Source organism: Rhodococcus sp. OS5 (assembly GCF_056837585.1).
Genome location: NZ_CM166368.1, coordinates 499,179 through 524,425 on the forward strand (window position 1 = coordinate 499,179; position 25,247 = coordinate 524,425).

Sequence of the window (25,247 nt, forward strand, 5' to 3'; positions counted from 1 at the left end):
ACTTCTTCGTGAATAATACGCAACCGTTGTATTCATCGTCTGCAATTGTTACGGTGGCGTTGTATTCGAATGGTGCTCAGTGAGGCGCCTCTGCCGAGATCTCGAGGAGAACAACCGCTATGACAGCGTCGACCTCTTTAGTGCCGAATGATCTGCTGCTCCATCCCTCCACGTACGATCGGCCGGAGTTCGACGCGACCACGCGGAGACTGCTGGGCGCGACCGTCGACTGGTTCGAGGCGCGTGGAAAGAACCGACTCCTGGCCGACTATCACGACAAGATCTTCTACTCCGATTTCCTCGATTTCGCGGCGAAGGAAGGTCTGTTCGCCACATTTCTGACGCCCGCCCGCGACAGTGGTGGCGACTCTGACAAGCGCTGGGATACCAGTCGTATCGCCGCGCTGTCCGAGATCCTCGGCTTCTACGGACTCAACTACTGGTACCCGTGGCAGGTGACCATCCTCGGTCTCGGGCCGGTGTGGCAGAGCGACAACGAGACGGCAAGGGCGCGAGCAGCTTCCGCTTTGGCTTCCGGAGGCGTTGCGGCATTCGGACTGTCCGAGAAAGAGCATGGCGCGGACGTCTACTCCACGGACATGGTCTTGACGCCCAACGGCAGCGGCGGGTACCTGGCCAGCGGTTCGAAGTACTACATCGGAAATGGCAACTGCGCCAACACGGTCTCTGTCTTCGGCCGTGTCGACGGAGTGGAGGGCACTGATCAGTACGTCTTCTTTTACGCCGACTCGGACCATCCGGCATTCACCGTGGTGAAGAACATCGTTCCGGCCCAGATGTACGTAGCGGAGTTCTCACTCGTCGACTATCCCGTTGCGGCAGAGGATATCCTGCATACCGGCGAGGCAGCATTCAGTGCCGCACTCAACACCGTGAACATCGGAAAGTTCAACCTGTGCTTCGGCGGAATCGGTATGTCGACTCATACCTTGTACGAGACGATTACCCACGCGCACAATCGAATCCTGTTCGGCAATCCCGTCACGGCGTTCCCACACGTACGACGTGAATTCGTCGACGCGTACGCGCGCCTGCTGGCGATGAGGCTCTTCTCGGATCGTGCGGTGGACTACTTCCGCACCGCATCGCCCGAGGACCGCCGCTACCTCTTGTTCAATCCCGTCACCAAGATGAAGGTGACAACCGAGGCACAGAAGGTGATCGGACTGCTCTCCGACATCGCTGCGGCAAAGGGCTTCGAGAAGGACAGCTACCTCGCGGTGGCCAAGATGGATGTCGACGGGCTGCCCAAGCTCGAGGGGACCGTCGCCGTCAATCTCGCCCTGATCGCCAAGTTCATGCCGGCGTACCTCTTTGCCCCCGAGTCATTTCCGGCGATTCCGACGCGCAACGATGCAGCCGACGACGAGTTCCTGTTCCGTCAGGGCCCGGCACGGGGGTTGTCGAAGGTTCGATTCGACGACTGGCGAGCGGTGTACGCGAAGTTCGCGGATGTTCCCAACGTTGCACTGTTCATGGAGCAGGCAGAAGCGCTCGTGACCCTTTTGGCCGAAGCTGCACCGGATGCGGCGCAGCAGGTCGACTTGGACTTCGGCCTGGCGATCACCGAACTCTTCACCCTCGTCGTCTACGGCCAGTTGATCCTCGAACAAGCCGAGATCTTGGGATTGGACGAGGGGCAGCGGAGCGGTGGGGTGCTGGATCAGATCTTCGATGTCCTGGTCCGCGACTTCAGTGCTGCAGCGGTGGAGTTGTACGGAAAACCCAGCGCCAGTGAAGATCAGCAACGGTTGGCACTGGCATCTATTCGGCGCCCCACGTTCGCGGCGGAGCGATTCGAGTACGTCTGGCAGCAAGTAGTCGCCTTGTCTGGTGCCTACGAAATGAACGGTGCCGGCTCAACGAACGGGGAGGAATGAAATGTCTGAACTGACGATGAATCGACCGCGTGAGGATTACGGCTTCTTCGGCCCAGGATCACCCAGTTGGAAGATCTGGGCCGCGCCGACAGCGCTGATCGGGTTCCAGCGGTCGGTGGTGCTCGAGCACTTCGACCCCTTCTTGGCTGCCGCAGTGGCAGACATGAGCGGGATTTACAGCGATCCGGCCGGGCGACTCGACCGAACCTTGGCGTACTTCCTGACCGTCGCCACTGCCGACGGGCGGACAGCACTGGCGCTGTCCGACCACCTCATGACAGTTCATGCTCAGGCTACGGGCGTTGAACCGATCACCGGAACTCGTTACAGCGCAAACAATCCGGCGTCACAACTCTGGATCCACGTGACGGGTTGGCATTCGGTGCTCAAGTGCTACGAGATGTATGGGCCGGGCCCGCTTTCAGCTGTCGAAGAGCAGCGGTACTGGGAAGAATGCGTGATCGCTGCCGAACTACAGACATGCAAGACCTCCGACGTTCCACGCTCCCGAGACGAGGTACGTGAGTACTTCGCTGAAGTCAGGCCCAGATTGTGTACCTCCGAGCGTGCCAACCGGGCGATGCACTACTTGTTGAGAACACCGAGAGCGCAGGGGAAGACGAAGTTCGCGACATTCAGCCGATTGGTCGCGCCGGCCACTATCGCGACTTTGCCCGGCTGGATGCGAACGATGGGTGGGTTCGATCAGCCAGCGTTGTTGGACAGAGCAATTGCGCCCGCGGTGCGAACGGCAGTCCGGTTGGGTAGTTCACCGAAGAACATGACCACTGCTCTGAAAGTCATTGCGCCGATGACGGGCAAGGTGTTGGAGCGCCACCTGCGTGACGAGCAACCCCTGGACCCGAGAGTTGTCACGCCAGCGGAGATTCGGGAGCGATTCCCGCGAGCCGCCAAGGTTGCGCAGGCCGTCTGACGGGTTCGCCACGGCCTGTTGGCACCGCATCGGGGGGATCCCTTCGATGCGGTGCTCGGCCGTGTTCTGTTGTGCCTGAGGTTCGTTCTCAGGTTTTGAATGTGGTGTTCGCTGGGCGCGGTTGCTGCCCGGGGTCGATCGAGGGCGGCGGGATGAACCAGGGTTTGTTGTCGACTCCTATTCGGATTTCCCATTTCCCGACGAACCCGGATTTGCGGTGCATCAGCCGGTGATGTGAACGGCACAGCAGGACCAGGTTGTTCATCACCGTCGGGCCACCGTTTGCCCAGTGCCGGATATGGTGCGCATCAGTCCAGGCGGGCACGCATGTGCAGCCCGGGAAGGCGCAGCCTCTGTCGCGGGCAATCAACGCAGTCCGTTGTTCGGCGGTGACCAACCTCTTTCCTGGTTGCGCATCCAAGGGCGCGCCGTGATCGTCGAGCAGAACGGTCGACAGGAAACAATCACACCCGAGAAGCCTGGTCTGCGACACCGAGAGTGGCCCGAGCCAGGGCATGTGCCCGACATCAAGATCCGACAGAGACTCTTCACCATCAGCAGTGGAGGGTGTGGCGGCGCAGTCTCGATGCTCAGCGAGATCATGGGCATTGATGTGCACGTTCACGTGCGGACGTTGGCCACCGTCTTTGCCGGTTTTGGCGCAGTCGAGGTACCGGCGGATCAGTTCGGTGAACCCGTCCGCGGTCCGCTTCGCTGCCGACCGGGCGTCGGGGGTTCCGTCCGGTGCCGGGGTGGGCATCGTCAGATTCGACAACGCGGAGAGCAGCATTTCGCCGGTGAGGGCGTCGAAATCGCCGCGCACCACCACCCGACCGTTCAATGTCGAGGCGATCCGCAACTCGTTCCGGTCGACATCTTCGGCGGGCGGGATCTCATCGGATTCGAACAACCGCTCCAAGGTCGCGATCACGTTCCGCACCTTCGTCGTCGTCGCCTCCACACCCGACGCAGCAGCGAGCAACAAATCGATGCACTTCGGGAGCGCCTCCTCCGGCATCCCCTTCGGTGGTGATTCACAGAACGCCACGATCAACACGGCATGATCGAAGGAGCAATCCCCGCCATCGAACCGAGCCGCCACCGCCGGAAACGGCCGCAAAGCCGCACCCAACGCGGCGATCTTCTTCCCGTCCCGAACCTGCAGCATCGTGTTGGCCGCCAACCAGGACCCCACACCGCGGCTGGCAATCACCTGATCATCCGGGCGCAACGACAACTCGTCCACCACCGTCACACGAACGGCTTCCAGGCGCAGAATCTCCGCACTCGCCGACACCGCAGCAGCGCGCAACTCGGCAGCAGTCAACTGCCACAACCGTCCGCGTAACCCCACCGCAGAACCAGACACCACGTCCGACAACAAGACACTCATTGAACCCCCCCGATCCCCTCCCCAAATCATACTCGAACATGCGTTCGAGTCAAGAGTGTTTTCGAATCCTCGATTCGATACCGTCAAGGAGGATCTGTAGGCCCTGAGTAAATGACTCTTCGGTTTCTCGTTCGAGATAGAAGTCGCCGCCCGGTACCGGTGGGGCCTCCCGACCCAACTGCATCGTGTGGGGGAAGTCGTCCGCGAAATCCGGTGCAGCATCGGCCAGTGCAGCAGAAGACTCTGCCCACCAATGAGATTCGGAATCTCCGATGGTCGAGGCGCTCCGGATCTCAGCTAAGGTCCGCGCGGACCCCCGGATGAAATGGAAAAGCATGCTCACCGATCTGCGGATGGTCGGAGCATCGAGACTTGTGGAGTAGAGAATGGACAGGAGTGATTCGAGCCCTGCCTGCTCGTGCGGACCTAGGACGGGGCGCGCCAACGAGACATCCAATGTCCACGGATGGCGTGTATTTAGGGCGAAGAGTGCGGCGGCCCAGTCGGAGAGTGCCATGCGCCAGTCGCCGGTGTCTGCGATCGGCGGTAGCTCGGCATGCACCCGGTCGTACATCAGGTCCAGCAGTTCGTCCTTTCCCGGTATGTAGGTGTACAACGACATCGCAGTGCGGCCGAGGTGGTCGCCGATCATGCGCATCGACAACGGTGTCGTGGGGTTGGCGTCGGCGACTTCGATCGCGGCGTCAACGACTGTGTCAGTGGACAGCGCGGGCTTCGGTCCTCGGCGGCCGGAAGGCGCCTCGGGTTGACGCCACAGAAGTGAAATCGTGCGTGCGATATCGCGTCGGCCTGCCTGTTTGTTCATCCTGTCGCTTTCGTGGAGTCGCGCTATTCTTAATTACTTTACAGTGTAAAGATTTGGGAGTGGGCATGGTTGAGGCAAGACTTCACGACGGGACAACTATCGAGGTCGAGGTTCTCGGACATGGCCCCGCCGTGCTGATACCCGTGAATCCGATTTCGGCTACCGGCATCAAGGCGGACGAACTTCGTGCCTGGGGCGTTGACCCCTCGCTCGGTCGAACATTCATGGAAGGGTTGGCGTCGAACTTCACTGTGGTTGCCTTCGACTACGAAGGGCACCGGATGGCGTCGCCCGCTCCGGACACGCTCACTCCCGACAACATCGCGTCCGACATTCTGGCTGTGGCGAATTCGGCTGGGATCGACCAGTTCGCCTACTACGGATACTCCTGGCTGGCACTGTGCGGATTGCAGTTGGCGCTGCGCACCGATCGTCTGACCGCACTGGTCATGGGTGGTTTCCCGCCGGTGGATGGGCCGTACAAGGCGATGCTCCAGGTTACCGAAGCTACACACCGCATGGCGAGTGAACCGCCCCAGCGCACATCACAGCCCACAGCATCATCAGACGAATTCGATTGGAACTCCATCGACATTGCGTTGACCGGAGCGCAGACCCGGCAGTTCGTGACGCTGTACCGCGCACTTGGTGAATTCGACGATCGAACGATTCAAGGGCGCATCCTTTGTCCGCGAATGTGTTTCGTCGGTTCGCGAGACGTCATCGAATACGGTGACCGATGGGGTGGGGTACGGGTCGCGCCGGCCGATCTCGACCTCGACGCCGTTCGGTCGGCAGGGTGGGATATCGAGGTACTCGACGGTCTGGATCACACGCAGGCAATGCAACCGACTCATGTTCTACCCATTCTCAAACCCTGGTTGGAGAAGGTGGTCGGTGTTTGACCGTGCGGGCACACGGGTAACCCGCTCCGGATGCCGTCAGCGTGAGGGGGTCGTGAGTGGACGAGTCACACAAGATCCGTCGCCGATCGTTTGTTCAAGGGCTTGGCCTGCTGGCCGGTCTGAGCGCGTTGTCCGCTGGATCAGCGACGGCTCGACCACCTGATGTCGATCCACTGCGCCCGTTCCAACTTCCGTCACCCCGGCTGGAACCGTTTCGGGAGACCCTTCCTGTCCTGCCGGGCATTTCGGGTGGCAACCTGGAGCTTCGCGCGGCTTCGTCGATGCACCGTTTCCATCCGGACCTACCGTCGTCGCCGTCGCTGGGTTACGGCGGAATGGATTATCTCGGCCCCACCATCGAAGCTCACGTCGATCAGCTCGTCACAGTCCGATATGCCAACGACATTTCTGCGTATCCGCTTGCCGCGGATGTCGATCCGGGTCTGCACGGCGGCAGCAACCTCGACCGCACACAGGTCCCCACCTCGCTTCACCTGCACGGGGGAGTTACTGCACCACAGTTCGACGGACATCCGGAGTTGATCCAGCGTCCGGGCGAAGGTTTGGTCCACGAATACACGAATGGTCGTGCCGCCGGCAATCTCTGGTACCACGATCACGCCATGGGAATGACGCGCCTCAACGTCTACGCCGGATTGGTCGGGATGTATTTTCTCCGTGACGACGTTGACACGGGCGCCGCCGGGAATTCTCTCGGCTTGCCGTCCGGTGAGTTCGAGCTTCCGATGATTCTGCAGGACAAGGTCTTCACCTCCGACGGTCAACAGAGTGTCCGTTCCACGTGGCTCACTCCGCAGGGTTCCTGGGATCCGGCGACTCCCGGTGACGTGGGTGTAGTGAACGGCGTCGTGTGGCCGAAAGTGGAGGTGGCTCGCGGGCTGTACCGATTGCGACTGCTCAATGCCGCAACCTATTCGGTGTGGAATCTGCACTTCGCAAATCGTATGCGGTTCTGGGTGATCGGGTCCGAAGGCGGTTTACTGGCCGCCCCGGCGCCGACGGATCACGTTCGGTTGAGTCCGGGTGAGCGCGCTGATCTGCTTGTCGACTTCAGTATGCTCGAGCCGGGCACGACGGTGGAATTGCGCAACGACGAACCGGTACCCCTTGCGGTGGCGCAACGCGGCACGCAGGTGATGCCGGTCTTCTGTCGGTTCGACGTGGGCAGCGCAAAGGGATTCACCGGCTCGATCCCGCAGCAGCTGAATTCCGTTGCTGCCGAACCGGCGTCCCCGGATGTGGTGCGAAATCTCACGATCATGCAGCTGTCGCGTCCCTCGGATTACCCGTCGATCACCATGTCGCTCAACAATTTGAGGTTCACCGATTCGGATATCGAACTGCCACGTCAGGGAGCCGTCGAGCAATGGAATCTGATCAACATCACCACGGAACCACATCCGATTCATCTGCACTTGGTGGCGTTCCGCGTTGTGGGACGCCAAAGCCTCGACACTGCAGCACTGATGCAGCGGTATCCGGTGCCTGACTTGGGGGTCCGGTGGACGCCGTCGGCCGAGGAATTTGTGACCTCTTCGCTGCGGCCTCCCGAAGTGTGGGAAACGTGGGAGAAGGACACTGTCATCGTGGATGCCAACTCGATCACCCGCGTGATCGTGCGCTTTCCGACGGCCGACGAGTTGGGCTTCGATCCGGATGCAACTTTCGCGAGAGGTTCCATGGCAGACCACTCGGCACACGGACAAGCCGGTATGGGGGACCTGCAGGGGTACGTCTGGCACTGCCACATGCTCGATCACGAAGACCACGACATGATGTTGCGATATCGGGTGGTGACGTAGCCTTCAAGGGGAGAAAAGTTCCCAGAGGAGGCAGCTGTGTCGGAAGGTGCGCCCACCGGGCCCCTGGACGGATATCGGGTGATTGAACTCGGAACCTTGATCGCCGGGCCCTTCGCCGGGAAACTGCTCGGCGACATGGGCGCCGACGTGATCAAGATCGAATCGCCGGACCGCCCGGACCCGCTTCGTACCTGGGGTCAGGCCGAGCAGGACGGTCATCGATTCTTCTGGACGGTTCACGCCCGCAACAAGCGGTGTGTGACGTTGGACCTTCGCGTCGACGCGGGACGAGACCTGTTTCTGAATCTGATCGAACATGCCGATGTGGTGGTCGAGAACTTCCGGCCGGGCACCCTCGAGAAGTGGGGCCTGGGATTCGACGTTCTCAGTGCGCGCAATCCGAAGTTGGTGTTGGCCAGGGTATCCGGTTACGGGCAGAGCGGACCGCAAGCCAAGAGCGCCGGCTACGCCTCGGTTGCCGAAGCGGTCAGCGGATTTCGGCATCTGAACGGTTATCCAGGGCAGGCGCCTCCGCGTATTGCCCTTTCGCTCGGAGATTCTCTCGGCGGGATGTTCGCCGTTCAGGGAGTGCTGGCGGCGTTGCTCTCACGAGAGCGGACCGGCCGTGGTCAGGTGGTCGACGTTGCCCTCACGGAATCCTGTCTGGCGGTGCAGGAATCCACGATCCCGGATTACGATCGGGGCGGGATCATCCGGCAGCCCTCGGGAACGAGATTGGAGGGTATTGCGCCGTCCAACATCTATCAGACCTCTGAAGGAAACTGGGTGGTGATCGCAGCCAATCAGGATACGCTCTTCGTGCGTCTGTGCACCATCATGGGGCGACCGGAACTAGCGCATGACGACCGCTTCTCCAATCATGTTGCCCGTGGCAAACATCAGGACGAGCTCGACGAACTGATCAGCGCCTGGGTCGCGCTCCAAGATCCCACCAGCCTGGTGGAACGCCTCACCGAAGTGGGAGTTGTTGCCGGGCCGATCAATACGGTTGAAGATGTCGTCAAGGATCCGCAGCTGATCGAGCGGGGGATGCTCGTCGACCACTACGACGAGCGGATCGGTGAAAACGTCCTCGGCTTGGGCGTCGTGCCTACCTTCAGTGAGACACCCGGATCCGTGCGCAACGCGGGAGCGTCGGCGCCGGGTCACGACAACTCCTCGGTGTGGGGCGGGCTCCTCGGACTCTCGGACGACGAGCAGGCAGAACTGAAGATGAAGGGCGTGATCTGACATGTCGGTACCTGGCGTGGGTATTCCAGCAGTCAGTATTCGTGAAGTCGGACCACGGGACGGGTTGCAGATCGAAGACCCGGTGTCGCTGGCGGAGAAACTTCGTCTTGTCGACGCTCTGGCTGCGACGGGTGTTTCGCGTATCGAGGCGACGTCGTTCGTCTCACCGCGCGCTGTGCCGGCGTTGGCCGACGCGGAATTGTTGGCCGCAGAACTGCACCAGTGGCCCGGCATCGAGTTCTCGGCATTGGTCGCCGGAATCGGTGGAGCGAAACGGGCCGTCGCCGCAGGAATGAAAACCGTCGAATATGTTGTGTCGGCATCGAATGGCCACAGCGAGGCCAACACTCGGTCGACGACGGAGCAAGCGACCGAACGTATCGGAGAGGTCGTCAGGATCGTCCACGACGCCGGAGGACGGGTGGAGGTCATCGTGGCCACAGCCTGGGACTGTCCGTTCGACGGTCCAACCGACCCGGATCGTGTTCTGCGGATTGCGGAGCAGGCCAAGGAGCTCGGTGCTGATCAGTTCTCGATCGCAGATACCATCGGCACTGCCACGCCGGGACGTGTCGGACGATTGATCGACGCTGTGGGCGAAAGAGTAGGTGACTTCGGCTTGGGTGCGCACTTCCACAACACGCGTGGCGCTGGTCTTACTTGCGCGTTTGCGGCTGTGCAGCACGGTGTTCGAAACCTCGACGCGTCCACCGGAGGTCTCGGCGGTTGTCCGTTCGCTCCCGGTGCCAGTGGCAACATCGCGACGGAGGAACTGGTCTACATGCTCGAAGACATGGGCATTGCGACGGGTATCGACCTGGATGCGAGCATTCGTGCCGCTGCCGTTGCAGAGGAGATAGTGGGCCATACGGTTCCCAGTAATCTTCTCCGCGCCGGCGATCGGAAGCGGTAGGGACCTTTACTCTTCTCGGTTGGGTGATGCCAGCTGCAGTCTGACCAGCTGCTCGTGCGCCGCCGGCGGCCAACCGATGCGCTGCTTCTCCAGATACCAGGCACCGGCGGCAAATGCGATCGCGAGGACGATCCAGATCACGACGCTTCCGATCTGAGAGCCCAGGTCGCTCGACGAGGACACTTCGCCCGTGCTGTAGTCGTATTCCGTTGTCGTGGTGATTCCCTCTACTGCGAAGGTCCACAGAATCGGAAGGGCACACAGTGCGGCGAGGGCACGTGCGACATGCGTTGGACGCAGTTCGAAGATCATTCATTTCTCCTGGTGATCGACCCGGTGAATCTCACTCTCCTCGAAAGCTATTCGGGTTCGACGGCGCTGTCTGTAGTCGGATCGACGGACATGGACGAGGTGCCGAGCTCTCCCCGGTCCCCCTGCCGTAGCAGCTGCATTCCGTTGTGATCGAACTCGATTCGTCGAACGTCTTCAGTATCGACCAGCATCGTGGCCATAGCGGTACGCCGAGGTGGAAGGATCCGTATGGTCACTTTTCCTCGCGTGATCGCGGTGAGTTCCCGGACGATGCTCGAGTGGATTCGGTCGCGCACGTCGGGGTTCGCGCCATCCATTCCGTGGTCGTCGAGCAGGACCACTTCGACGCCGCGGTTTCGAGCGGCACGCACAGCATCGATGACATCTGTTTGTTGTAAGCCTGTCGCCCTCAGTGAATCTCGGAGTTGCGCCTCGAGGAGTTCGCATTCTTGCCGCTCGGTGGTTGTCAGTGGAACCCCGGAAGCGACCCGTTCGAGGAGCGGGCGTGCAAGGACATCGAGCCTGTCGAGTTGCGCGTCGCGTTCCTCGAGAATCGCAGCACTGGCGGATGCGGAGGCAATTCGTTGGGTGGACTGCTCACGAAGTTCGTAGATAACCCTGGCTTGAGGACGGATGGTGTATGCGAAGAATGTCGACATCAGAACAGGGCCCGCGTTGATGACCGTCAACGACACTCCGTACATGGCCCCCTGGCCGGTGGTGGAGGACCAGATGGCGGTCACCAACACCATGAGTCCAAGCCCGAGCCACGCGAGTGCTGTACGCCCACGAACGCACATGAAGGTGAAGACTGCCGTCGACATCCCGAACATCCAGAGTTGAGTCATGTCGTTGACGGGGACTGGAACCACTGACAACACCAGGCCGCTCGTGACGGCGCCGGTCAGAGACACCAGAACGCTCTGCCCCAGCGGCATCGGGTCGCCTCTGCTCAGAACGAGTGTGAAAGCCGCAGTCGAGCACACGATAATTGCCAAGATCATCGGCCAGACTGCGCGGACGTCGGACGACGTGTAGGCGACCGAGATCACGCAGGTGAGCGCGAAGCATGCAGCCATGAATCGAGCAGCACGGCTGTGCATGCCGAGAAGATCGCGGACATCTCGTCCGTCCGGTCTGGTCATGTCATCACCGCTACGGGCAAGCTCAACGTCAGAGTCACCGAAGTGCCGCGGCCGGGTGACGATCGAATGGTTGCCGATCCGCCGTCGAGTTGACGCATTCTGCCGCGGATGCTGACAGTGATTCCGAGGCGATGCGTCTCGACGGAGCTCGGATCGAAGCCGACGCCGTCGTCGGTGACGACTACTTCGAGGTGGGTGGCGGTTGCCGTGACCGTGACCGAACGCCGTGCACTGCTTCCTGCGTGTTTGACGCTGTTGCGCAGTGCCTCGGCCATCGCACCGGCCATCGCACGAATCGAGTCGGGTGCGTATCCGCTCGGATCAGACCCGTCGGAGAGGGCGGTCTCGAACGTGATGTTTTCGTCCACTTCCGAAGCGGCTGAACGCAACTGAGCGAGGATTCCGTCGAAGTCGAAACTCGTCTCGTGGTCGGTTCCGGAGCGCAGTTCGTCGAGTCTTGCCACCGTCGTTCGCGCCTGAGCGACGACCGAGGGATCGGCATCGTTTCTCGAAGCAGCGAGCAGAGTCGACATCACGGTGTCGTGGATGAGTGCGTCGAATCTCTCGCGTTCGACGGATTTGGCCTCGGCCGCGGCGGCGCCGGCGGCAGCGGCATGAGTGGTGGCGATGGTCGCATCCAGTACTCGTCCGGTTCGCAAGGCCATGACGGCCGCTGCTACGAAAACCGCGCAAAATGTCCAGGCGAAGGCGAGGTCGGGAACCAACAGGTGCGTCGTGGGACTCGTCCGGATTATGTGATTGGTCAACTGTGCGAGTGTTGCCACTACGAAAAGGTGCACGACGGCAGCGGCCGGTCGCCAAGCTGCAGCGGCAGCAAGGCTGGCGACGCCGGGGAAATTGGAAATCCACAAGGTGAAATCTGTGACGTGGTCACCATTCCACGCCGGCCACCACAGGAGGATGACTACGACGTAGAGAACCGCATTTGCGCTCGCAGTTCGTTTCACCCATCGGGTGTCGGCGTGGAACGTCGATGCTCCCAGCGCCAGCCCACTACCGAAAGTCGTGACCACCGCCAGTGGAGTCCACCACGACGCAGACATCGTGGTGGCTTCTGCAATCGCAGGGGCAAGCAATATCAAATAGCAGACATAGCCGGCGCCGATGAAGCGGCCGAAGAGCCTCAGAATTTCGTCAGAAGCACTGGCTGTTTTGTCGAAAGCAACTCTGTCGATCAGAGTTCGTCGATCGTCACTATCTGATCTTGTATCGCTCGCACGAGTAATTCGCATTTCGTCGGTGCGTTCCTTCCAACGTCGGCATACTTCTCGCGAATCCGCGACAGGTGGGTCCCCACCGTTCCCACGCTGATGTAGAGGTTTTGAGCAACGCGTGACTTCGAATCACTCAGTAGCCATTCCCTGAGAACCTCGATTTCGCGCTCCGAAAGGTGCGGTCCGACGGGATCCTGTGCCATGCAGTTTTCCACAGTGACTGTCATGAGTTTCGTCCTTACTTCTCTGTAGCGGAATGACAGACCCCCGACAGTGCCGTCTTCTTGTCAGATGAATGTAATTCGAAGAGGGAAATTTTTCCCAGACATCAATTCCTCTGCCCATATTTTCAGGGGCAGCGCTAAGAGAGTTATTGTTGCCGAACCTCATTGTTAGTCAAAGTCAGCTTTTTTCCGGAAGTAGGCCGTTCAGGAATTGGTAACACCCCGTCTTCGACCGCGCGTTTGTACAAATCCGTTTTTGTCGGTGCGGGTCGTCCGACAGCCGCATATTTCTGCCTGATGCGCTGGAGGTAGTCGTTAACCGTCTGCGGCGCCAAACCGGTGAGTCGCGCAACTCGATCCGCCTTCTCTCCGGATGCGTAAAGTTCGAGGACCTCGAGTTGTCGAGGGCTCAGACCCACTTCGTCGAGACCTGGATCCCCGTCGATTGCGGCAGCCCACTCTGTCGTCACCACCTGCCTTCCCGACGCGGCGGCGCGTATCGCATCAACCACGACGGCAGTCGGTTCGGACTTGCGTACAACACCCAGTACGCCGGCACGGGCGGCCGAGCGAACGAGGTACGGGTTTTCCGCCCCGGTGAAGATCAATGTCTCGAGCCCGGCGGCCCGCAGTTGCTCGACATTGCTCTTGGGCGATGAACCGTCGGCCAGCCGGAGGTCGAGGATTGCCAGATCCAAGGCGACGTTCTGAGCGAGCATCTCGGACACAGTGGTCGCGATGCACACCAATTCGAGGTCCGGCTCGTCCTCGAGCATCACGGACACGCCGATTGCTACCGACTCGTGGTCTTCCACCAACCCGACACGGCGGTGTGGAAATGCTGTTTGCTCTGGCATAGCGATTGTTTCCCTCCGCTCGATGCGAGGACGTTATCAGGCAGAGCTGACTGACCGGTATGTTACGTGTCAAGATTTGAAGTCAGCCTGGACTGTTTTACGTTTCGGCTCTACAGTTGTCTTGTGACCGAGACCACTTCCGATGCGAAAGTAAGCCGTACCCAGGCCGAACGTACAGCGGCGATGCGCGGGCGCCTCCTCGACGCCGCCGTCGAATCGTTGGTCGAGCTGGGCTACGCACGGACCAGCACGCAAGAGATCGCCCGCCGCGCAGGCGTCTCGCGGGGTACGCAACTGCATCATTTTCCGACCAAGGAATCGCTGGTCGTTGCGGCCGTCGAGTATCTGGTCGACAAGCGGCTGGAAGAAATCCTCACCGCTGAAGTGGATCGTGGTCGAGGCCTCGAGGTCCTGTCGGACGCGTTCTCCGGGCCGCTGTTCTATGCCGCCCTCGAATTGTGGGTCGCGGCGCGGACCGATCCCGTTCTGCATGCGGCGACGGTGCCCCTCGAACGCAAGGTGAGTGAGGCGCTCGAGTTCGGCAGCGCCGAGTTGTTCGGTGATCGGTTCGATTCCGAGTCGGTCGAACTCACCATCGAACTCGTTCGTGGGCTTGCCGTCTCAGCCCTGTTTCGTACATCCGAAGCCGACGACGCGCTCAGAGCGCGACTGTTGCCGGCCTGGCAATCCCGAGTGGAGAAGAAGTGAAGCTTCCCGAACATGTCGAAACGCTGATCGTCGGTGCCGGATTTGCCGGTATGGGCTTGGCCGCCAGAATGCTTCGCGACAACCGCGCTGCAGACGTCGTGTTGATCGAGCGTGGAGCTGACATCGGCGGCACTTGGCGCGACAACACCTATCCAGGCTGTGCCTGTGACGTGCCGACGGCGTTGTACTCGTATTCTTTTGCGCCGAGCGCCGATTGGAGTCATACCTTTGCTCGTCAACCCGAGATCTACAACTATCTGAAGAAGGTGGCCGCAGACACCGGCGTCGTGGAACGCGTAGTCCTGAACTGCGAACTCGAAGCTGCTGTGTGGGACGAGGATGCGGCGCTGTGGCGTATTCGGACATCTCGAGGGTCGTTGACGGCCAAAGCTCTGGTCGCCGCGACCGGAGCGTTGTCGACGCCCAAGATCCCGGATTTCCCCGGTCTCGACCAATTCTCGGGGACCACTTTCCATTCGGCGACGTGGAACCACGAACACGAACTGCGTGGTGAGCGCGTAGCCGTGATCGGAACGGGAGCGTCGGCGGTTCAGTTCGTTCCCGAAATTGCCGACCCTGCTGCCCATGTCACCGTGTTCCAGCGAACTCCGGCCTGGGTGATTCCGCGGATGGATCGCACCCTGCCTGCTGCACAGAAGGCCGTGTACTCGCGGATTCCCTTTACACAGAAGGTGATTCGAGGGTGGGTTTACGGCTTCCGCGAGCTACTCGGTGCCGCGATGTCGCACGCGACGTGGGTGCTGCCTGCCTTCGAGGCGGCCGCGCGCCTTCATCTGCGCAGACAGGTGAAAGATCCGGAGTTGCGCCGGAAACTGACTCCCGATTTCACGATCGGTTGCAAGCGCATGCTTCTGTCCAACGACTGGTTGCGCACCCTTGACCGCGCGGACGTGAGCCTGGTCGACAGTGGGCTCGTCTCGGTCACCGAAAACGGAGTGGTCGACGGAAGCGGCGTCGAGCACAAGGTCGACACCATCATCTTCGCCACGGGGTTCACGCCGACGGAACCGCCTGTTGCGCATCTGATCACCGGAAAACGTGGCGAGACGCTGGCCGCACATTGGAACGGTAGCCCCAACGCGTACAAGGGTACTGCGGTCAGCGGGTTCCCGAATCTGTTCCTCATGTACGGTCCGAACACCAACCTCGGACACAGTTCGATCGTGTACATGCTCGAGTCCCAGGCCGAGTACGTCAACGACGCCTTGAACACCATGAAGCGAGAGCGGATCGATGCCCTCGACGTGAACGAGACGGTGCAGGTGCACTACAACAAGGGAATTCAGCACGAGTTGCAGCACACGGTGTGGAACAAGGGCGGATGCTCGAGTTGGTACATCGATCCGGAGGGGCGCAACTCGGTGCAGTGGCCGACGTTCACTTTCAAATTCCGTTCGCTGCTGGAGCATTTCGATCGGGAGAACTACTCCGCTCGCAAGATCGAAAGCGTCGAGGCATGACCGCGACGCACTACGACGTGGTGGTTATCGGTTCGGGATTCGGTGGCAGTGTCGCCGCTCTTCGCCTGACGGAGAAGGGCTACCGCGTCGGGGTGCTCGAAGCCGGTCGACGGTTTGCCGACGACGAGTTGCCTGAAACCAGTTGGAGACTTCGAAAGTACCTGTGGGCGCCGTGGATCGGATGTTATGGGGTTCAGCGCATCCATCTTCTTCCGGATGTGCTCGTGATGGCGGGGGCCGGCGTCGGAGGTGGGTCGTTGAACTACGCCAACACGTTGTATCAGCCACCCAATCGGTTCTTCGAAGACCGTCAGTGGGCGCACATCACTGACTGGCACGACGAACTGGCGCCGTACTACGACCAGGCCAAACGGATGTTGGGTGTTCGCACCAATCCGTCCTTCACTCCTGCCGATGCGGTGATGAAGGACGTAGCCGAAGAGATGGGCGTGGGGGAGACCTTCACGTCCACCCCCGTCGGGGTTTTCTTCGGGGAGGCAGGAGTTTCCGTGCCGGACCCGTTCTTCGGCGGAAAAGGACCCGAACGCACAGGTTGCACGGAATGCGGGGGATGTATGACCGGTTGCCGAGTCGGTGCGAAGAACACGCTGGTCAAGAACTACCTCCATCTCGCCGAGCAAGCGGGCGCCAGGGTTCATCCGCTCACGACCGTCACCGACCTTCGGCCGGCGGCAAGCGGTGGTTACCGCCTGCTCGCGAGGCGAACGGACGGCGTCCGCCGGCGAGAAGTTCGGTTCACCGCCGATCAGGTGGTGGTTGCCGCCGGAACGTACGGAACGGCGAGACTGCTGCTCGGTATGAAGGAATCCGGTGCCCTGCCGGGCCTGTCGGATACTCTCGGCACCGTCGTACGTACCAATTCCGAAGCCGTACTGGCCGCAACGTCGAAGTCGCGTCGACGGAACTTCACGCAGGGCGTAGCCATCACGTCGTCCTTTCACCCGGATGATCACACGCACATCGAGCCGGTGCGATACGGCAAGGGCAGCAATGCAATAGGACTTCTGCAGACCGTCCTGAGTGACGGCGGTGGGCGAACTCCCCGGGTGCTGAAGACTCTGGCAGTCGCGGCCCGACACCCAGGAGCGTTCTTGCGGTCGTTGTCGGTACGGAACTGGTCCGAGCGAACCGTCATCGCGCTGGTGATGCAGACCGACGACAACTCCCTCGAACTTTCCAAGAACACCAAACGATTCGGGCGCTCCCTCACCAGTAGACCGGGACCGGGCGATCCACCTCCTCAGTGGATTCCGCAGGGTCATACAGCCATTCGCAAGGTCGCCGAGAAGATCGACGGCGACCCGGGTGGTTCCATCGCCGAGATCGTGAACATCCCGATGACGGCACACTTTCTGGGTGGCTGCGCGATCGGTGACAGCGCGTCGAGTGGCGTCGTCGATCCGTATCTGCGTGCATACGGTCACGAGGGACTGCACGTCATGGACGGTTCGGTGGTGAGCGCAAATCTCGGAGTGAATCCTTCCCTGACCATCACTGCGCAGGCGGAACGAGCGTGCGCGATGTGGCCGAACAAGGGTGGCGCGGACGCCCGCCCGAAGACCGGCGAGCCATACGTACGTATCGATCCGACTTTGCCGTCCGATCCGGTGGTGCCGACGCATGCACCAGGCGCTTTGCGGCTTCCCCTGACCATTCGAGCTGAGAAGGTGTCCGATGTGGAGCGTGCCTGAATCGACAAGTGACCGCGTCGACTGGCCGGTGAGTGATCCGCCGCCGTGGCCGGCTCGCGTTCGCGCGACACTGTGGTGGCACCGCAGTACGTCGGCGGCGCGGGAGCTCGGCCCGGATGGTCGAACGATTCCGATGACGGTGGCCATGATGGTGGACTACCTCGATTCGCCGGTCGGCCCGTATCGCGAGATCCTCGCCAGTCCGGTCTTGCATGCGCCAGGGAAACGGATCGGGCCTATGCCGCGGATGGCGGTCCCTTTCATCGCGGTGGATTCGGAACCGTCGGTGCACGGTGGGCGAGTCCACTGGCAACTACCCAAGGTTCTGGCCGAGTTCGACGGAGACGTGCAGCAGAAATTCACTGCAACCGGCGACGGTTGGCGGGTGCGTTCGGATACGCGGATGCTCGGGCCGCGTCTGCCGATTGCCGGGGCGTTGGGATTTGCGCAGCCGGAGTCCGGTGGAGGTCTGGCGATCGCGTCGGCAAGGCTGACGGGATCGTTCCGATACGCGCGCGTGGGCGTCGAGGCAGAGGGGCAGACCCTGCCGGACTGGCTTGCTGCGGGCACCCATCACGGCGTCGTGATTCTGGGCGGAAAAATGACTACGGGAGCGGCCAAGCATCGGTAGCGGGGGTTTGACCTGAGAAAAAGCGACCAAGGCCGCCCGTCAGTGACCGGGCGGCCTTGGTCGTGTGGTGTGGTGTGAAAGTCAGGTGTCGACGTCCCACAGGCGCCTCTCGGCGGGTGGTCGCTCGCAGCGACAAAAGGGGTGGGGCCCGGGGCTTGTTCGGACGCCGACAGGGTGTTCAACGGCGGTCTCCCCGGATTTGTTCCCGTCCTTGATATGTGACACCGGTCTCGATTCAACTTAGGCAATCCTTTTCTTGACTAATTCCAGAAAAGCGGCATACTGGGAAACATGCGAGACGGAGAGCATGACTTCGACCCCCGAGCGCAATTGCGCGCCGTCGGGTTGAGGGTCACTGCTCCGCGCCTCGCCGTGCTGGATGCGGTTACAGCCCAACCGCATTCAGACGCCGATTCTGTTGCAGCACTCGTGCGGCAGCAGCTCGGATCGGTATCCACACAGGCCGTTTACGACGTGCTGAAGGCATGCGTGAACGCAGGATTGCTGCGACGCATCGAGCCGGCGGGTTCGCCCGCACGGTTCGAGACGAGGACTGGTGACAACCACCATCACCTCGTCTGTCGCGGCTGCGGCAAGGTCGTCGACGTCGATTGTGTTGTCGGCCAAGCTCCCTGCCTCGAACCTTCCGATAATCACGGCTTCGAAATCGACGAAGCCGAGGTCGTGTTCTGGGGCCGTTGCGAAGATTGCCTGAAGAATTCTGCCGAATCCGACACCGAGTCGGACGCGGTCTCGCAGAATCGAATTGATGCGTCCAGAACCTCCGAGTCAGCCACCTCGCATGCAGCCCATGCGTTCGACTCGGATGCAGCCCCGCTCCTCTGACGCCCAGCCCACAACGCTAGGAGGCTTCGCCATGACCAAGCCCACCACCAACAATTTCGGTATCGCGGTCGCAAGTGATGACGAATCGCTGACCGCGGGTATTCAGGGGCCGGTGCTCCTTCACGACCACTACCTGATCGAGAAGCTCGCGCAGTTCAACCGCGAGCGTGTCCCGGAGCGCATCGTCCACGCCAAGGGCGGCGGCGCTTTCGGTGAACTCGTCATCACACACGACGTCAGCAAGTACACCAAGGCCGCGTTCCTGCAGCCGGGTAAGAAGACCGAGTCCCTCGTCCGCTTCTCCACCGTCGCCGGTGAGCAGGGCAGCCCGGACACCTGGCGCGATCCGCGCGGTTTCGCGATGAAGTTCTACACCGAAGAGGGAAACTACGACCTCGTCGGCAACAACACCCCGGTGTTCTTCATCAAGGACGCCATCAAGTTCCCCGACTTCATTCGTTCGCAGAAGCGACTGCCCGGCTCCGGTCTTCGTGACCACGACATGCAGTGGGACTTCTGGACTCTGCGTCCCGAGACCGCTCACCAGGTGACCTGGCTGATGGGTGACCGCGGTATCCCGAAGACCTGGCGCAACATGGACGGCTTCGGATCGCACACCTACCAGTGGGTCAACGCTGCGGGTGAACGCTTCTGGGTGAAGTACCACTTCAAGACCGATCAGGGCATCGAGTTCCTGACGCAGGCCGAAGCAGACAGCCTCGCCGGTAGCGATCCCGACTACCACCGCGCGGATCTGTACAACGCCATCGAGGCCGGTAATTTCCCGAGCTGGACACTCAAGGTTCAGATCATGCCGGTCGACGAGGCCGAAGGCTACCGCTTCAACCCGTTCGACCTCACCAAGGTCTGGTCCCAGAAGGACTACCCACTGATCGAGGTCGGCAAGTGGACGCTCAACCGCAACCCGGAGAACTTCTTCGCGCAGATCGAGCAGGCTTCGTTCGAGCCGTCGAACGTGGTGCCCGGCATCGGATTCAGCCCGGACAAGATGCTTCTCGGCCGCGTCTTCTCCTACGCCGACGCACATCGTTACCGCATCGGCACCAACTACGCCGACCTGCCGGTCAATGCCCCGAAGAACGAGGTGAACTCCTACTCCAAGGAGGGCGCCATGCGTTACAGCTTCAATTCCCCGTCGACGCCGGTGTACGCACCGAACTCGTACGGCGGACCGCATGCCGATCCGTCGGTTGCCGGTGACGAAGGACTGTGGGCGTTCGACGGCAAGGCAGTGCGCGCCGGATACATCGAGCACGCCGAGGACGGCGACTTCACGCAGGCCGGAACGCTGGTCCGTGAAGTTCTCGACGACGCAGCTCGTGAGCGCCTGGTGAGCAACATCGTCGGCCACGCCCTTGCCGGCGTCAGTGAGGAAGTTCTGTTGCGTGTCTTCGAGTACTGGAAGAACGTCGACGCAGATTTGGGCAAGCGCGTCGAAGAAGGTGTACGCGCAGGTCAGTGACCCGCTGACATGAGCATCGCTTAGGTCTACCGAATGCGGACCGCTGCAAGGGAAATCACTTCCCGGCAGCGGTCCGTTTCCGTCTACCCAACTACAGAAGCGCAAACCAATAGACGAAGCATGCGAGAAGGAATACAACGACTGACTCCATGACGACACCCCTGTTCGACGTGCACTTCTGCTATTCGCACTCTCCATGATCCGCTTCTCGAGCTGAGAATGCTCGGGGCACAAGTTTCGCGAACCGAGGTGTTGGGCAGTCAATTCCCATGGCAATAGGTGCGGTTCTCTTCGACATCGACGGAACGCTCGTCGATTCCAACTATCTGCACGTAGAAGCGTGGTCGCGAGCTTTCTTCGAGGTAGGTCGCCCGGTCGACGCGTGGCGGGTACACCGCAGCATCGGCATGGACGGAGACCAACTACTGGAGTCCTTGCTCGGCGAAGACATCGACGGGTGCGGACCGCGAGCCAAAGAACTTCACACCACGTACTACCGGCAGTCGGCCGACCGTCTCCGAGTACTGCCGGGAGCGCGCGAGTTGATCCGCCGAGTTCACTCGCTCGGACTGCATGTGGTGCTCGCTACCTCGGCGCCGGACGACGAACTGAAGTTGCTACGCCGGACGCTCGACATCGACGAAATGATCTACGCCGCCACCTCTTCGGAATCCGTCGACGAGGCCAAACCTGATCCGGACCTGATCGAGGTCGCGCTCGCGAAGGCAGGTGTCGACGCGGGCAATGCGGTCATGGTCGGGGATGCCGTCTGGGACATGAAGGCGGCGACATGGGCGGGCGTTGTGGCTGTGGGAGTGCGCAGTGGTGGCATGTCGACCGACGAACTCGAAGGTGCGGGTGCGACTGCCGTGTACGACGACGCCCGCGACCTCCTCGACCACCTCGACGGCAGTGTGATTTCCGAACTCGTTTCAGGCCTAGATACCGGGAGTTGATCAGTGATGGCACGATTCGGCTACACCTTGATGACGGAGCAGGCAGGTCCGAAAGAACTGGTTCGCCATGCAGTTCGGGCCGAAGAAGTCGGCTTCGACTTCGAAGTGATGAGTGATCACTACTCGCCGTGGCTGACCGAGCAGGGGCATGCACCCTACGCCTGGTCGGTGCTGGGGGCAGTCGCCCACGCCACCGAGCGAGTCGGTTTGATGACGTACGTGACTTGTCCGACCGTGAGGTACCACCCCGCCGTCGTCGCTCAGAAAGCTGCGACGATCCAGATCCTCGCGGACGGACGCTTCACCCTGGGATTGGGAAGTGGCGAGAGCCTGAACGAGCATGTGGTCGGCGAGGGTTGGCCGTCCATCGACACCCGCCAGGACATGCTGCAGGAGGCGGTGAGCATCATTCGCGCACTGCTCGCCGGAGATCTGGTGAGCTGGAAGGGGGAGTACTTCGACGTCCAGTCCGCCAGGATCTGGGATCTCCCCGAGAACCCGGTTCCGCTGGCGCTGGCCATGTCCGGAGACAAGTCCGTCGAGCGTTTCGGTCCGATGGCCGACGATCTGATTGCCGTGCAACCGGATTCGGAGCTAGTGCACTTGTGGAAGCACGTGCACGGCCGAGCATACGGATTGGCTCCCGCAGGCCGGACCATCGGTCAGATTCCGATCTCGTGGGACCCTGATCGCGACACGGCAATTGCACGAGCTCATCAGCAGTTCCGGTGGTTCGGCGGAGGGTGGTCCGTGAACTCCGAACTGCCGACGCCGGCGAGCTTCTCGGGTGCGACTCAGTTCGTGCGCAAAGAGGATGTAGCTGAAAGCATTCCGTGTGGTCCCGATCTCGATGTGATCGTCGAAGCGGTCAAGGCATACACCGACGCCGGATTCACCGATGTGGCACTGGTACAGATCGGTGGAGATACCCAAGACCGATTCTTCGACGAGGCGGCCAAGCCGCTGCTCGAGGCTCTGCACGTCGAATTGGGTTGATCGAGAAGATCAATCGAGTTCCGCCGAGTGGGCTCTTGTCGAGTCGCGCGCTACCGCCGTGCAGCCTCGCCTGCTGCGCGACGAGGGCCAGTCCCAAACCGCTTCCGGCGTCGCCCGCACCGGTACCACGAACGAATCTCTCGAACATCGCTTCGCGTTCCGAAGGCGCGATCACGGTGCCGTTGTCGTCGACGAATACCGTCGCCGAACCCGTCGCAGCCCCTGATCGGACGGTGATCTCGACTTCGTCGGCATTGCCGTGCCGAACGGAATTGGTGACGGCGTTGGTCAGCACCAGACGGATACCCGCGGGAAAGGCCTGAACCGAAAGTTCTTCCGGTGCTTTCAAACGAACGTCGACCTGCGGGTGCAGACGGCCGGCGTCAGCGACGGCGCGATCGGCAACCTCGACGAGATCGACGTCGGCACAATCCTCGGGATCGGCCACGTCACCCAGGGCTAGAGTCTCGAGGTCGGTCAGGGTGCGCTCGATCTGGCGCTGCGCTTCCAACAATTCGCCGGACAGTTCGCGCCGTTGGCTTTCCGTGAGATCGAGTGTTGCGAGAACTTCGAGATCGGTACGCATCGACGTGAGAGGTGTGCGCAGTTCGTGGGCGGAGACGCGAGCGAAATCGCGTGCCGACTCCAACGCCTCCTCGGTGCGGCTTCGATCGCTTTCGATGCGACTGAGCATGCTGTGGATTGCCTCCGACAGTTCTTCGGCTTCTCGCGTTCCACGTACCGACGGTGCCCGGCGCGAGAGTCCGTCGACGTCGAGGTTGTTGCCGATCGAACTGGTGGTCTCGGTCAATTGCTGTAGTGGCCGGACGGCTCGGCCGGTGAGTAACCAACCGAGCCCGGCCGCGGCAAGGATGGCGACCACTGCTGCAGCGGCCACTTGGAACTGCTGCTCACGGATTGCCTGGGTCAGTGGGTCTTCGGGGATGCTGACGGCCAGTGCGGCGCCGCTGTCGCCGGGCACCAGAACATCACGACTGCGAACATCGGTGGTAGCCAAGGCGCTGACGGTCGCGGCGTTGAATCCGGGGCTGACCACGGATGGTTCTGTTGTTGCAGTTGGTGTTTCGATGAATAGCGGGCTCGGCGCACTCGCCGCGACGCCCAGGGTGACGGAATCGAGAGTGCGTTCGAGTTGTTCGGATCCGTTGACACGCAGAAAGACCGCGAACGCAATTCCGATCGCGGCAATCACGATTCCGGCTGCCAGGCCCGAGGCGATGGCTACGCGAGTCTGAAGTGACAGCGGCCGCTTCATCGTTCGGCCCTCAGGACGAAGCCCACCCCACGCACTGTGTGGATCACGCGGGGCGCTCCGTCGACTTCGAGTTTCTTGCGTAGGTAGGTGACAAAGACGTCGACGACATTGGTGTCGGCGGCGAAGTCGTAACCCCAGACGAGTCGCAGGAGTTGTGCGCGACTGAGTACGACACCGGTGTGCTCGGCGAGTACCGACAACAGGTCGAATTCTCTTTTGGTGAGTTCGATTCGCCTACCGTCGATGTGCGCTCGATGGCCACGGAGATCGACCGTCAGCGGTCCCACCGTGATCGGATGGTCGACCGACGGGGTGGCTCGCGTCGTGCGTCGAAGTAATGCGCGGAGTCTGGCGACGAGCTCGGCCAACTCGAAGGGCTTGGTGAGGTAGTCGTCGGCGCCCGCCTCCAGCCCCGCGATGCGATCACCCACGGAACTTCGGGCGCTGAGCACGCAGATCGGAACCTCGTTGCCGATCGCGCGCAGGGCGGTCACCACCCCGACGCCGTCGAGACCGGGCATGTTGACGTCGAGAACGAGCGCGGCCGGGCATTGCTTGTTCACCGATGACAAGGCCGATCGTCCGTCGACGGCAGTTGCCGTGTCGAAGCCCGACAATCGGAGTCCACGTTCGAGCGAATTCAGAACCTTCGCGTCGTCGTCAACGATCAGGATGCGCTCGCGTGTACTCACCCCAGCCATGGTGCCATCGGATCAAGGCCTGGGGCCTCGCTCGGAGCGAGGGCCGTCGCATTCTCATCAACTCCTAAGAAACCGACAACAGATCTGCAGTGTTGGCTTCATAACCTCGGGTTTCTCGGATGCGACCGCGCCGAGAACTCGAGAACGTTCGATCAAGGAGAACTACGATGACGCGATTGAAAGTGAACGGCAAGCGGGCCCGCCGGACCGGTGTGGTGGTGGCGTCCGTGGCGGTCCTCGGTATGGCAGTGGCGCCGGGAATCGCCTGGGCTTCCAATCCGATTTCCGACGGGTCACCGGTGGCGGTGCGGTCGATCGCGACCGCTCCAGCCGAGTTGGGTGTGGCTCCCGAAGTAGCGTGTGGTGTCGCGGCGCCGATTTCCGACGAGGAGCTGCAGAAGCTCATCGACGAGGGGAAGGTCGTGCGCGCGGAGGAGGCCGGTACGGCCGCAGTCACTATCGAAGTGCCGAGCGAAGCTGCGACATTCGTTGCGCGTGAAGGGGTGCCGGCGTTGCCGACCGTCGAGTGGGCTCCGACGACCGAAGGTGTTCCGGCAGAGGTGCTCGACATGGCCGGTGTCGCTCCGCTGGAGGAAGGCGTTGCCCTGTCATGCACGGTTGCCGCGGGCTGACGAGCGAAAAAAGCTCCGCATGAACCGCTTTGACCTGGAACGGTACGGCCGTACTCAACTGGGTCTGGAGGTTGGTCAAGCCTGTCGGTAGCACTTGCTACGTTCG

Annotated in this window: 24 protein-coding genes; 15 read left to right on the top strand and 9 right to left on the bottom strand. The window is 61.5% G+C overall.

The features are described from left to right. Nucleotides 1-119: 119 nt before the first annotated feature. The gene (locus tag ACVZUB_RS02360) at nucleotides 120-1,901 is read left to right on the top strand and encodes an acyl-CoA dehydrogenase family protein (protein WP_063315199.1); all 1,782 of its coding nucleotides are present in this window, start codon (nucleotides 120-122) and stop codon (nucleotides 1,899-1,901) included. 1 nt (nucleotide 1,902) lies between these two features. Further along, the gene (locus ACVZUB_RS02365; protein WP_081557256.1) at nucleotides 1,903-2,835 is read left to right on the top strand and encodes an oxygenase MpaB family protein; all 933 of its coding nucleotides are present in this window, start codon (nucleotides 1,903-1,905) and stop codon (nucleotides 2,833-2,835) included. Between the two features lie 88 nt (nucleotides 2,836-2,923). On the opposite strand, the gene ACVZUB_RS02370 is transcribed toward ACVZUB_RS02365, so the two are convergent. Further along, nucleotides 2,924-4,228, bottom strand: coding sequence for an HNH endonuclease signature motif containing protein (locus tag ACVZUB_RS02370; protein WP_482628117.1), 1,305 nt, complete (start codon nucleotides 4,226-4,228; stop codon nucleotides 2,924-2,926). 49 nt (nucleotides 4,229-4,277) lie between these two features. After that, nucleotides 4,278-5,054, bottom strand: coding sequence for a TetR/AcrR family transcriptional regulator (locus ACVZUB_RS02375; RefSeq protein ID WP_058038238.1), 777 nt, complete (start codon nucleotides 5,052-5,054; stop codon nucleotides 4,278-4,280). Nucleotides 5,055-5,119: 65 nt separating this feature from the next. Between ACVZUB_RS02375 and ACVZUB_RS02380 the strand changes: the two genes are divergently transcribed. Genes ACVZUB_RS02380 through ACVZUB_RS02395 form a run of 4 tightly spaced genes read left to right on the top strand, consistent with a single transcriptional unit; the run spans nucleotide 5,120 to nucleotide 9,946 of the window. Beyond that, the gene (locus ACVZUB_RS02380) at nucleotides 5,120-5,959 is read left to right on the top strand and encodes an alpha/beta fold hydrolase (protein ID WP_058038239.1); all 840 of its coding nucleotides are present in this window, start codon (nucleotides 5,120-5,122) and stop codon (nucleotides 5,957-5,959) included. A 56-nt stretch (nucleotides 5,960-6,015) separates the two neighbouring features. Then, a complete protein-coding gene (locus tag ACVZUB_RS02385) occupies nucleotides 6,016-7,782 on the top strand; it encodes a multicopper oxidase family protein (RefSeq protein ID WP_482628118.1) in 1,767 nt (588 codons plus the stop codon). A gap of 36 nt (nucleotides 7,783-7,818) precedes the next feature. Further along, on the top strand, nucleotides 7,819-9,033 hold the full coding sequence (locus ACVZUB_RS02390) for a CaiB/BaiF CoA transferase family protein (protein ID WP_007732303.1): 1,215 nt from the start codon (nucleotides 7,819-7,821) through the stop codon (nucleotides 9,031-9,033). A gap of 16 nt (nucleotides 9,034-9,049) precedes the next feature. Further along, entirely contained in the window at nucleotides 9,050-9,946 is an 897-nt protein-coding gene (locus ACVZUB_RS02395; protein ID WP_482628119.1) for a hydroxymethylglutaryl-CoA lyase, read from the top strand. 6 nt (nucleotides 9,947-9,952) lie between these two features. On the opposite strand, the gene ACVZUB_RS02400 is transcribed toward ACVZUB_RS02395, so the two are convergent. The 5 genes from ACVZUB_RS02400 to ACVZUB_RS02420 form a co-directional block, all read right to left on the bottom strand. Then, on the bottom strand, nucleotides 9,953-10,258 hold the full coding sequence (locus ACVZUB_RS02400; protein WP_083059317.1) for a hypothetical protein: 306 nt from the start codon (nucleotides 10,256-10,258) through the stop codon (nucleotides 9,953-9,955). A 47-nt stretch (nucleotides 10,259-10,305) separates the two neighbouring features. Then, nucleotides 10,306-11,403: a hypothetical protein gene (locus ACVZUB_RS02405; protein ID WP_065455112.1), complete on the bottom strand. Its 1,098-nt coding sequence runs from the start codon at nucleotides 11,401-11,403 to the stop codon at nucleotides 10,306-10,308. After that, entirely contained in the window at nucleotides 11,400-12,467 is a 1,068-nt protein-coding gene (locus tag ACVZUB_RS02410) for a sensor histidine kinase (protein WP_058038242.1), read from the bottom strand. The genes ACVZUB_RS02405 and ACVZUB_RS02410 overlap by 4 nt, the downstream gene beginning before the upstream one ends. A 131-nt stretch (nucleotides 12,468-12,598) precedes the next feature. Then, nucleotides 12,599-12,865, bottom strand: a complete 267-nt coding sequence (locus ACVZUB_RS02415) for a response regulator transcription factor (RefSeq protein ID WP_370333094.1) — start codon at nucleotides 12,863-12,865, stop codon at nucleotides 12,599-12,601. Nucleotides 12,866-13,008: 143 nt separating this feature from the next. Further along, nucleotides 13,009-13,719: a response regulator transcription factor gene (locus tag ACVZUB_RS02420; protein WP_007732315.1), complete on the bottom strand. Its 711-nt coding sequence runs from the start codon at nucleotides 13,717-13,719 to the stop codon at nucleotides 13,009-13,011. Between the two features lie 183 nt (nucleotides 13,720-13,902). Between ACVZUB_RS02420 and ACVZUB_RS02425 the strand changes: the two genes are divergently transcribed. The 8 genes from ACVZUB_RS02425 to ACVZUB_RS02460 all read left to right on the top strand — a co-directional run bounded on the left by ACVZUB_RS02425 (nucleotide 13,903) and on the right by ACVZUB_RS02460 (nucleotide 22,532). Next, complete coding sequence (locus ACVZUB_RS02425; RefSeq protein WP_202427151.1) at nucleotides 13,903-14,427, top strand: TetR/AcrR family transcriptional regulator; 525 nt, start codon at nucleotides 13,903-13,905, stop codon at nucleotides 14,425-14,427. After that, the gene (locus tag ACVZUB_RS02430) at nucleotides 14,424-15,908 is read left to right on the top strand and encodes a flavin-containing monooxygenase (RefSeq protein WP_482628120.1); all 1,485 of its coding nucleotides are present in this window, start codon (nucleotides 14,424-14,426) and stop codon (nucleotides 15,906-15,908) included. Before ACVZUB_RS02425 ends, ACVZUB_RS02430 begins: the two co-directional genes overlap by 4 nt. Next, on the top strand, nucleotides 15,905-17,620 hold the full coding sequence (locus ACVZUB_RS02435) for a GMC oxidoreductase (protein WP_007732329.1): 1,716 nt from the start codon (nucleotides 15,905-15,907) through the stop codon (nucleotides 17,618-17,620). Before ACVZUB_RS02430 ends, ACVZUB_RS02435 begins: the two co-directional genes overlap by 4 nt. Continuing rightward, nucleotides 17,604-18,251, top strand: coding sequence for an acetoacetate decarboxylase family protein (locus tag ACVZUB_RS02440; protein ID WP_042922823.1), 648 nt, complete (start codon nucleotides 17,604-17,606; stop codon nucleotides 18,249-18,251). Before ACVZUB_RS02435 ends, ACVZUB_RS02440 begins: the two co-directional genes overlap by 17 nt. Nucleotides 18,252-18,542: 291 nt before the next feature. Beyond that, nucleotides 18,543-19,097, top strand: a complete 555-nt coding sequence (locus ACVZUB_RS02445) for a Fur family transcriptional regulator (protein WP_003943517.1) — start codon at nucleotides 18,543-18,545, stop codon at nucleotides 19,095-19,097. Nucleotides 19,098-19,128: 31 nt separating this feature from the next. Further along, nucleotides 19,129-20,580, top strand: a complete 1,452-nt coding sequence (locus tag ACVZUB_RS02450) for a catalase (protein WP_003943483.1) — start codon at nucleotides 19,129-19,131, stop codon at nucleotides 20,578-20,580. A 269-nt stretch (nucleotides 20,581-20,849) separates the two neighbouring features. Then, entirely contained in the window at nucleotides 20,850-21,536 is a 687-nt protein-coding gene (locus ACVZUB_RS02455; RefSeq protein ID WP_065455116.1) for an HAD family hydrolase, read from the top strand. Between the two features lie 6 nt (nucleotides 21,537-21,542). Further along, on the top strand, nucleotides 21,543-22,532 hold the full coding sequence (locus ACVZUB_RS02460) for an LLM class F420-dependent oxidoreductase (protein WP_007732341.1): 990 nt from the start codon (nucleotides 21,543-21,545) through the stop codon (nucleotides 22,530-22,532). Here the strand turns inward: ACVZUB_RS02460 and ACVZUB_RS02465 are convergent. Beyond that, nucleotides 22,429-23,808: a sensor histidine kinase gene (locus ACVZUB_RS02465; RefSeq protein WP_341513981.1), complete on the bottom strand. Its 1,380-nt coding sequence runs from the start codon at nucleotides 23,806-23,808 to the stop codon at nucleotides 22,429-22,431. The two genes, ACVZUB_RS02460 and ACVZUB_RS02465, sit on opposite strands and share 104 nt — an antisense overlap. After that, nucleotides 23,805-24,509 carry a response regulator transcription factor gene (locus ACVZUB_RS02470; RefSeq protein WP_054187030.1) on the bottom strand — a complete coding sequence of 235 codons (705 nt, stop codon included), beginning with the start codon at nucleotides 24,507-24,509 and terminating at the stop codon, nucleotides 23,805-23,807. Before ACVZUB_RS02470 ends, ACVZUB_RS02465 begins: the two co-directional genes overlap by 4 nt. A gap of 167 nt (nucleotides 24,510-24,676) precedes the next feature. On the opposite strand from ACVZUB_RS02470, the gene ACVZUB_RS02475 reads away from it, so the two are divergent. Further along, a complete protein-coding gene (locus ACVZUB_RS02475; protein ID WP_003943487.1) occupies nucleotides 24,677-25,141 on the top strand; it encodes a hypothetical protein in 465 nt (154 codons plus the stop codon). The last annotated feature ends 106 nt before the right edge of the window (nucleotides 25,142-25,247 follow it).

What these genes read in the sequence shown, in the direction of transcription:
- ACVZUB_RS02360 (WP_063315199.1), top strand. Translation starts at nt 120, where the DNA reads ATGACAGCGTCGACCTCTTTAGTGCCGAATGATCTGCTGCTCCATCCC.
- ACVZUB_RS02365 (WP_081557256.1), top strand. Translation starts at nt 1,903, where the DNA reads ATGTCTGAACTGACGATGAATCGACCGCGTGAGGATTACGGCTTCTTC.
- ACVZUB_RS02370 (WP_482628117.1), bottom strand. Translation starts at nt 4,228, where the DNA reads ATGAGTGTCTTGTTGTCGGACGTGGTGTCTGGTTCTGCGGTGGGGTTA.
- ACVZUB_RS02375 (WP_058038238.1), bottom strand. Translation starts at nt 5,054, where the DNA reads ATGAACAAACAGGCAGGCCGACGCGATATCGCACGCACGATTTCACTT.
- ACVZUB_RS02380 (WP_058038239.1), top strand. Translation starts at nt 5,120, where the DNA reads ATGGTTGAGGCAAGACTTCACGACGGGACAACTATCGAGGTCGAGGTT.
- ACVZUB_RS02400 (WP_083059317.1), bottom strand. Translation starts at nt 10,258, where the DNA reads ATGATCTTCGAACTGCGTCCAACGCATGTCGCACGTGCCCTCGCCGCA.
- ACVZUB_RS02405 (WP_065455112.1), bottom strand. Translation starts at nt 11,403, where the DNA reads ATGACCAGACCGGACGGACGAGATGTCCGCGATCTTCTCGGCATGCAC.
- ACVZUB_RS02410 (WP_058038242.1), bottom strand. Translation starts at nt 12,467, where the DNA reads ATGTCTGCGTCGTGGTGGACTCCACTGGCGGTGGTCACGACTTTCGGT.
- ACVZUB_RS02415 (WP_370333094.1), bottom strand. Translation starts at nt 12,865, where the DNA reads ATGACAGTCACTGTGGAAAACTGCATGGCACAGGATCCCGTCGGACCG.
- ACVZUB_RS02420 (WP_007732315.1), bottom strand. Translation starts at nt 13,719, where the DNA reads ATGCCAGAGCAAACAGCATTTCCACACCGCCGTGTCGGGTTGGTGGAA.
- ACVZUB_RS02425 (WP_202427151.1), top strand. Translation starts at nt 13,903, where the DNA reads ATGCGCGGGCGCCTCCTCGACGCCGCCGTCGAATCGTTGGTCGAGCTG.
- ACVZUB_RS02435 (WP_007732329.1), top strand. Translation starts at nt 15,905, where the DNA reads ATGACCGCGACGCACTACGACGTGGTGGTTATCGGTTCGGGATTCGGT.
- ACVZUB_RS02440 (WP_042922823.1), top strand. Translation starts at nt 17,604, where the DNA reads ATGTGGAGCGTGCCTGAATCGACAAGTGACCGCGTCGACTGGCCGGTG.
- ACVZUB_RS02445 (WP_003943517.1), top strand. Translation starts at nt 18,543, where the DNA reads ATGCGAGACGGAGAGCATGACTTCGACCCCCGAGCGCAATTGCGCGCC.
- ACVZUB_RS02450 (WP_003943483.1), top strand. Translation starts at nt 19,129, where the DNA reads ATGACCAAGCCCACCACCAACAATTTCGGTATCGCGGTCGCAAGTGAT.
- ACVZUB_RS02455 (WP_065455116.1), top strand. Translation starts at nt 20,850, where the DNA reads ATGGCAATAGGTGCGGTTCTCTTCGACATCGACGGAACGCTCGTCGAT.
- ACVZUB_RS02460 (WP_007732341.1), top strand. Translation starts at nt 21,543, where the DNA reads ATGGCACGATTCGGCTACACCTTGATGACGGAGCAGGCAGGTCCGAAA.
- ACVZUB_RS02465 (WP_341513981.1), bottom strand. Translation starts at nt 23,808, where the DNA reads ATGAAGCGGCCGCTGTCACTTCAGACTCGCGTAGCCATCGCCTCGGGC.
- ACVZUB_RS02470 (WP_054187030.1), bottom strand. Translation starts at nt 24,509, where the DNA reads ATGGCTGGGGTGAGTACACGCGAGCGCATCCTGATCGTTGACGACGAC.
- ACVZUB_RS02475 (WP_003943487.1), top strand. Translation starts at nt 24,677, where the DNA reads ATGACGCGATTGAAAGTGAACGGCAAGCGGGCCCGCCGGACCGGTGTG.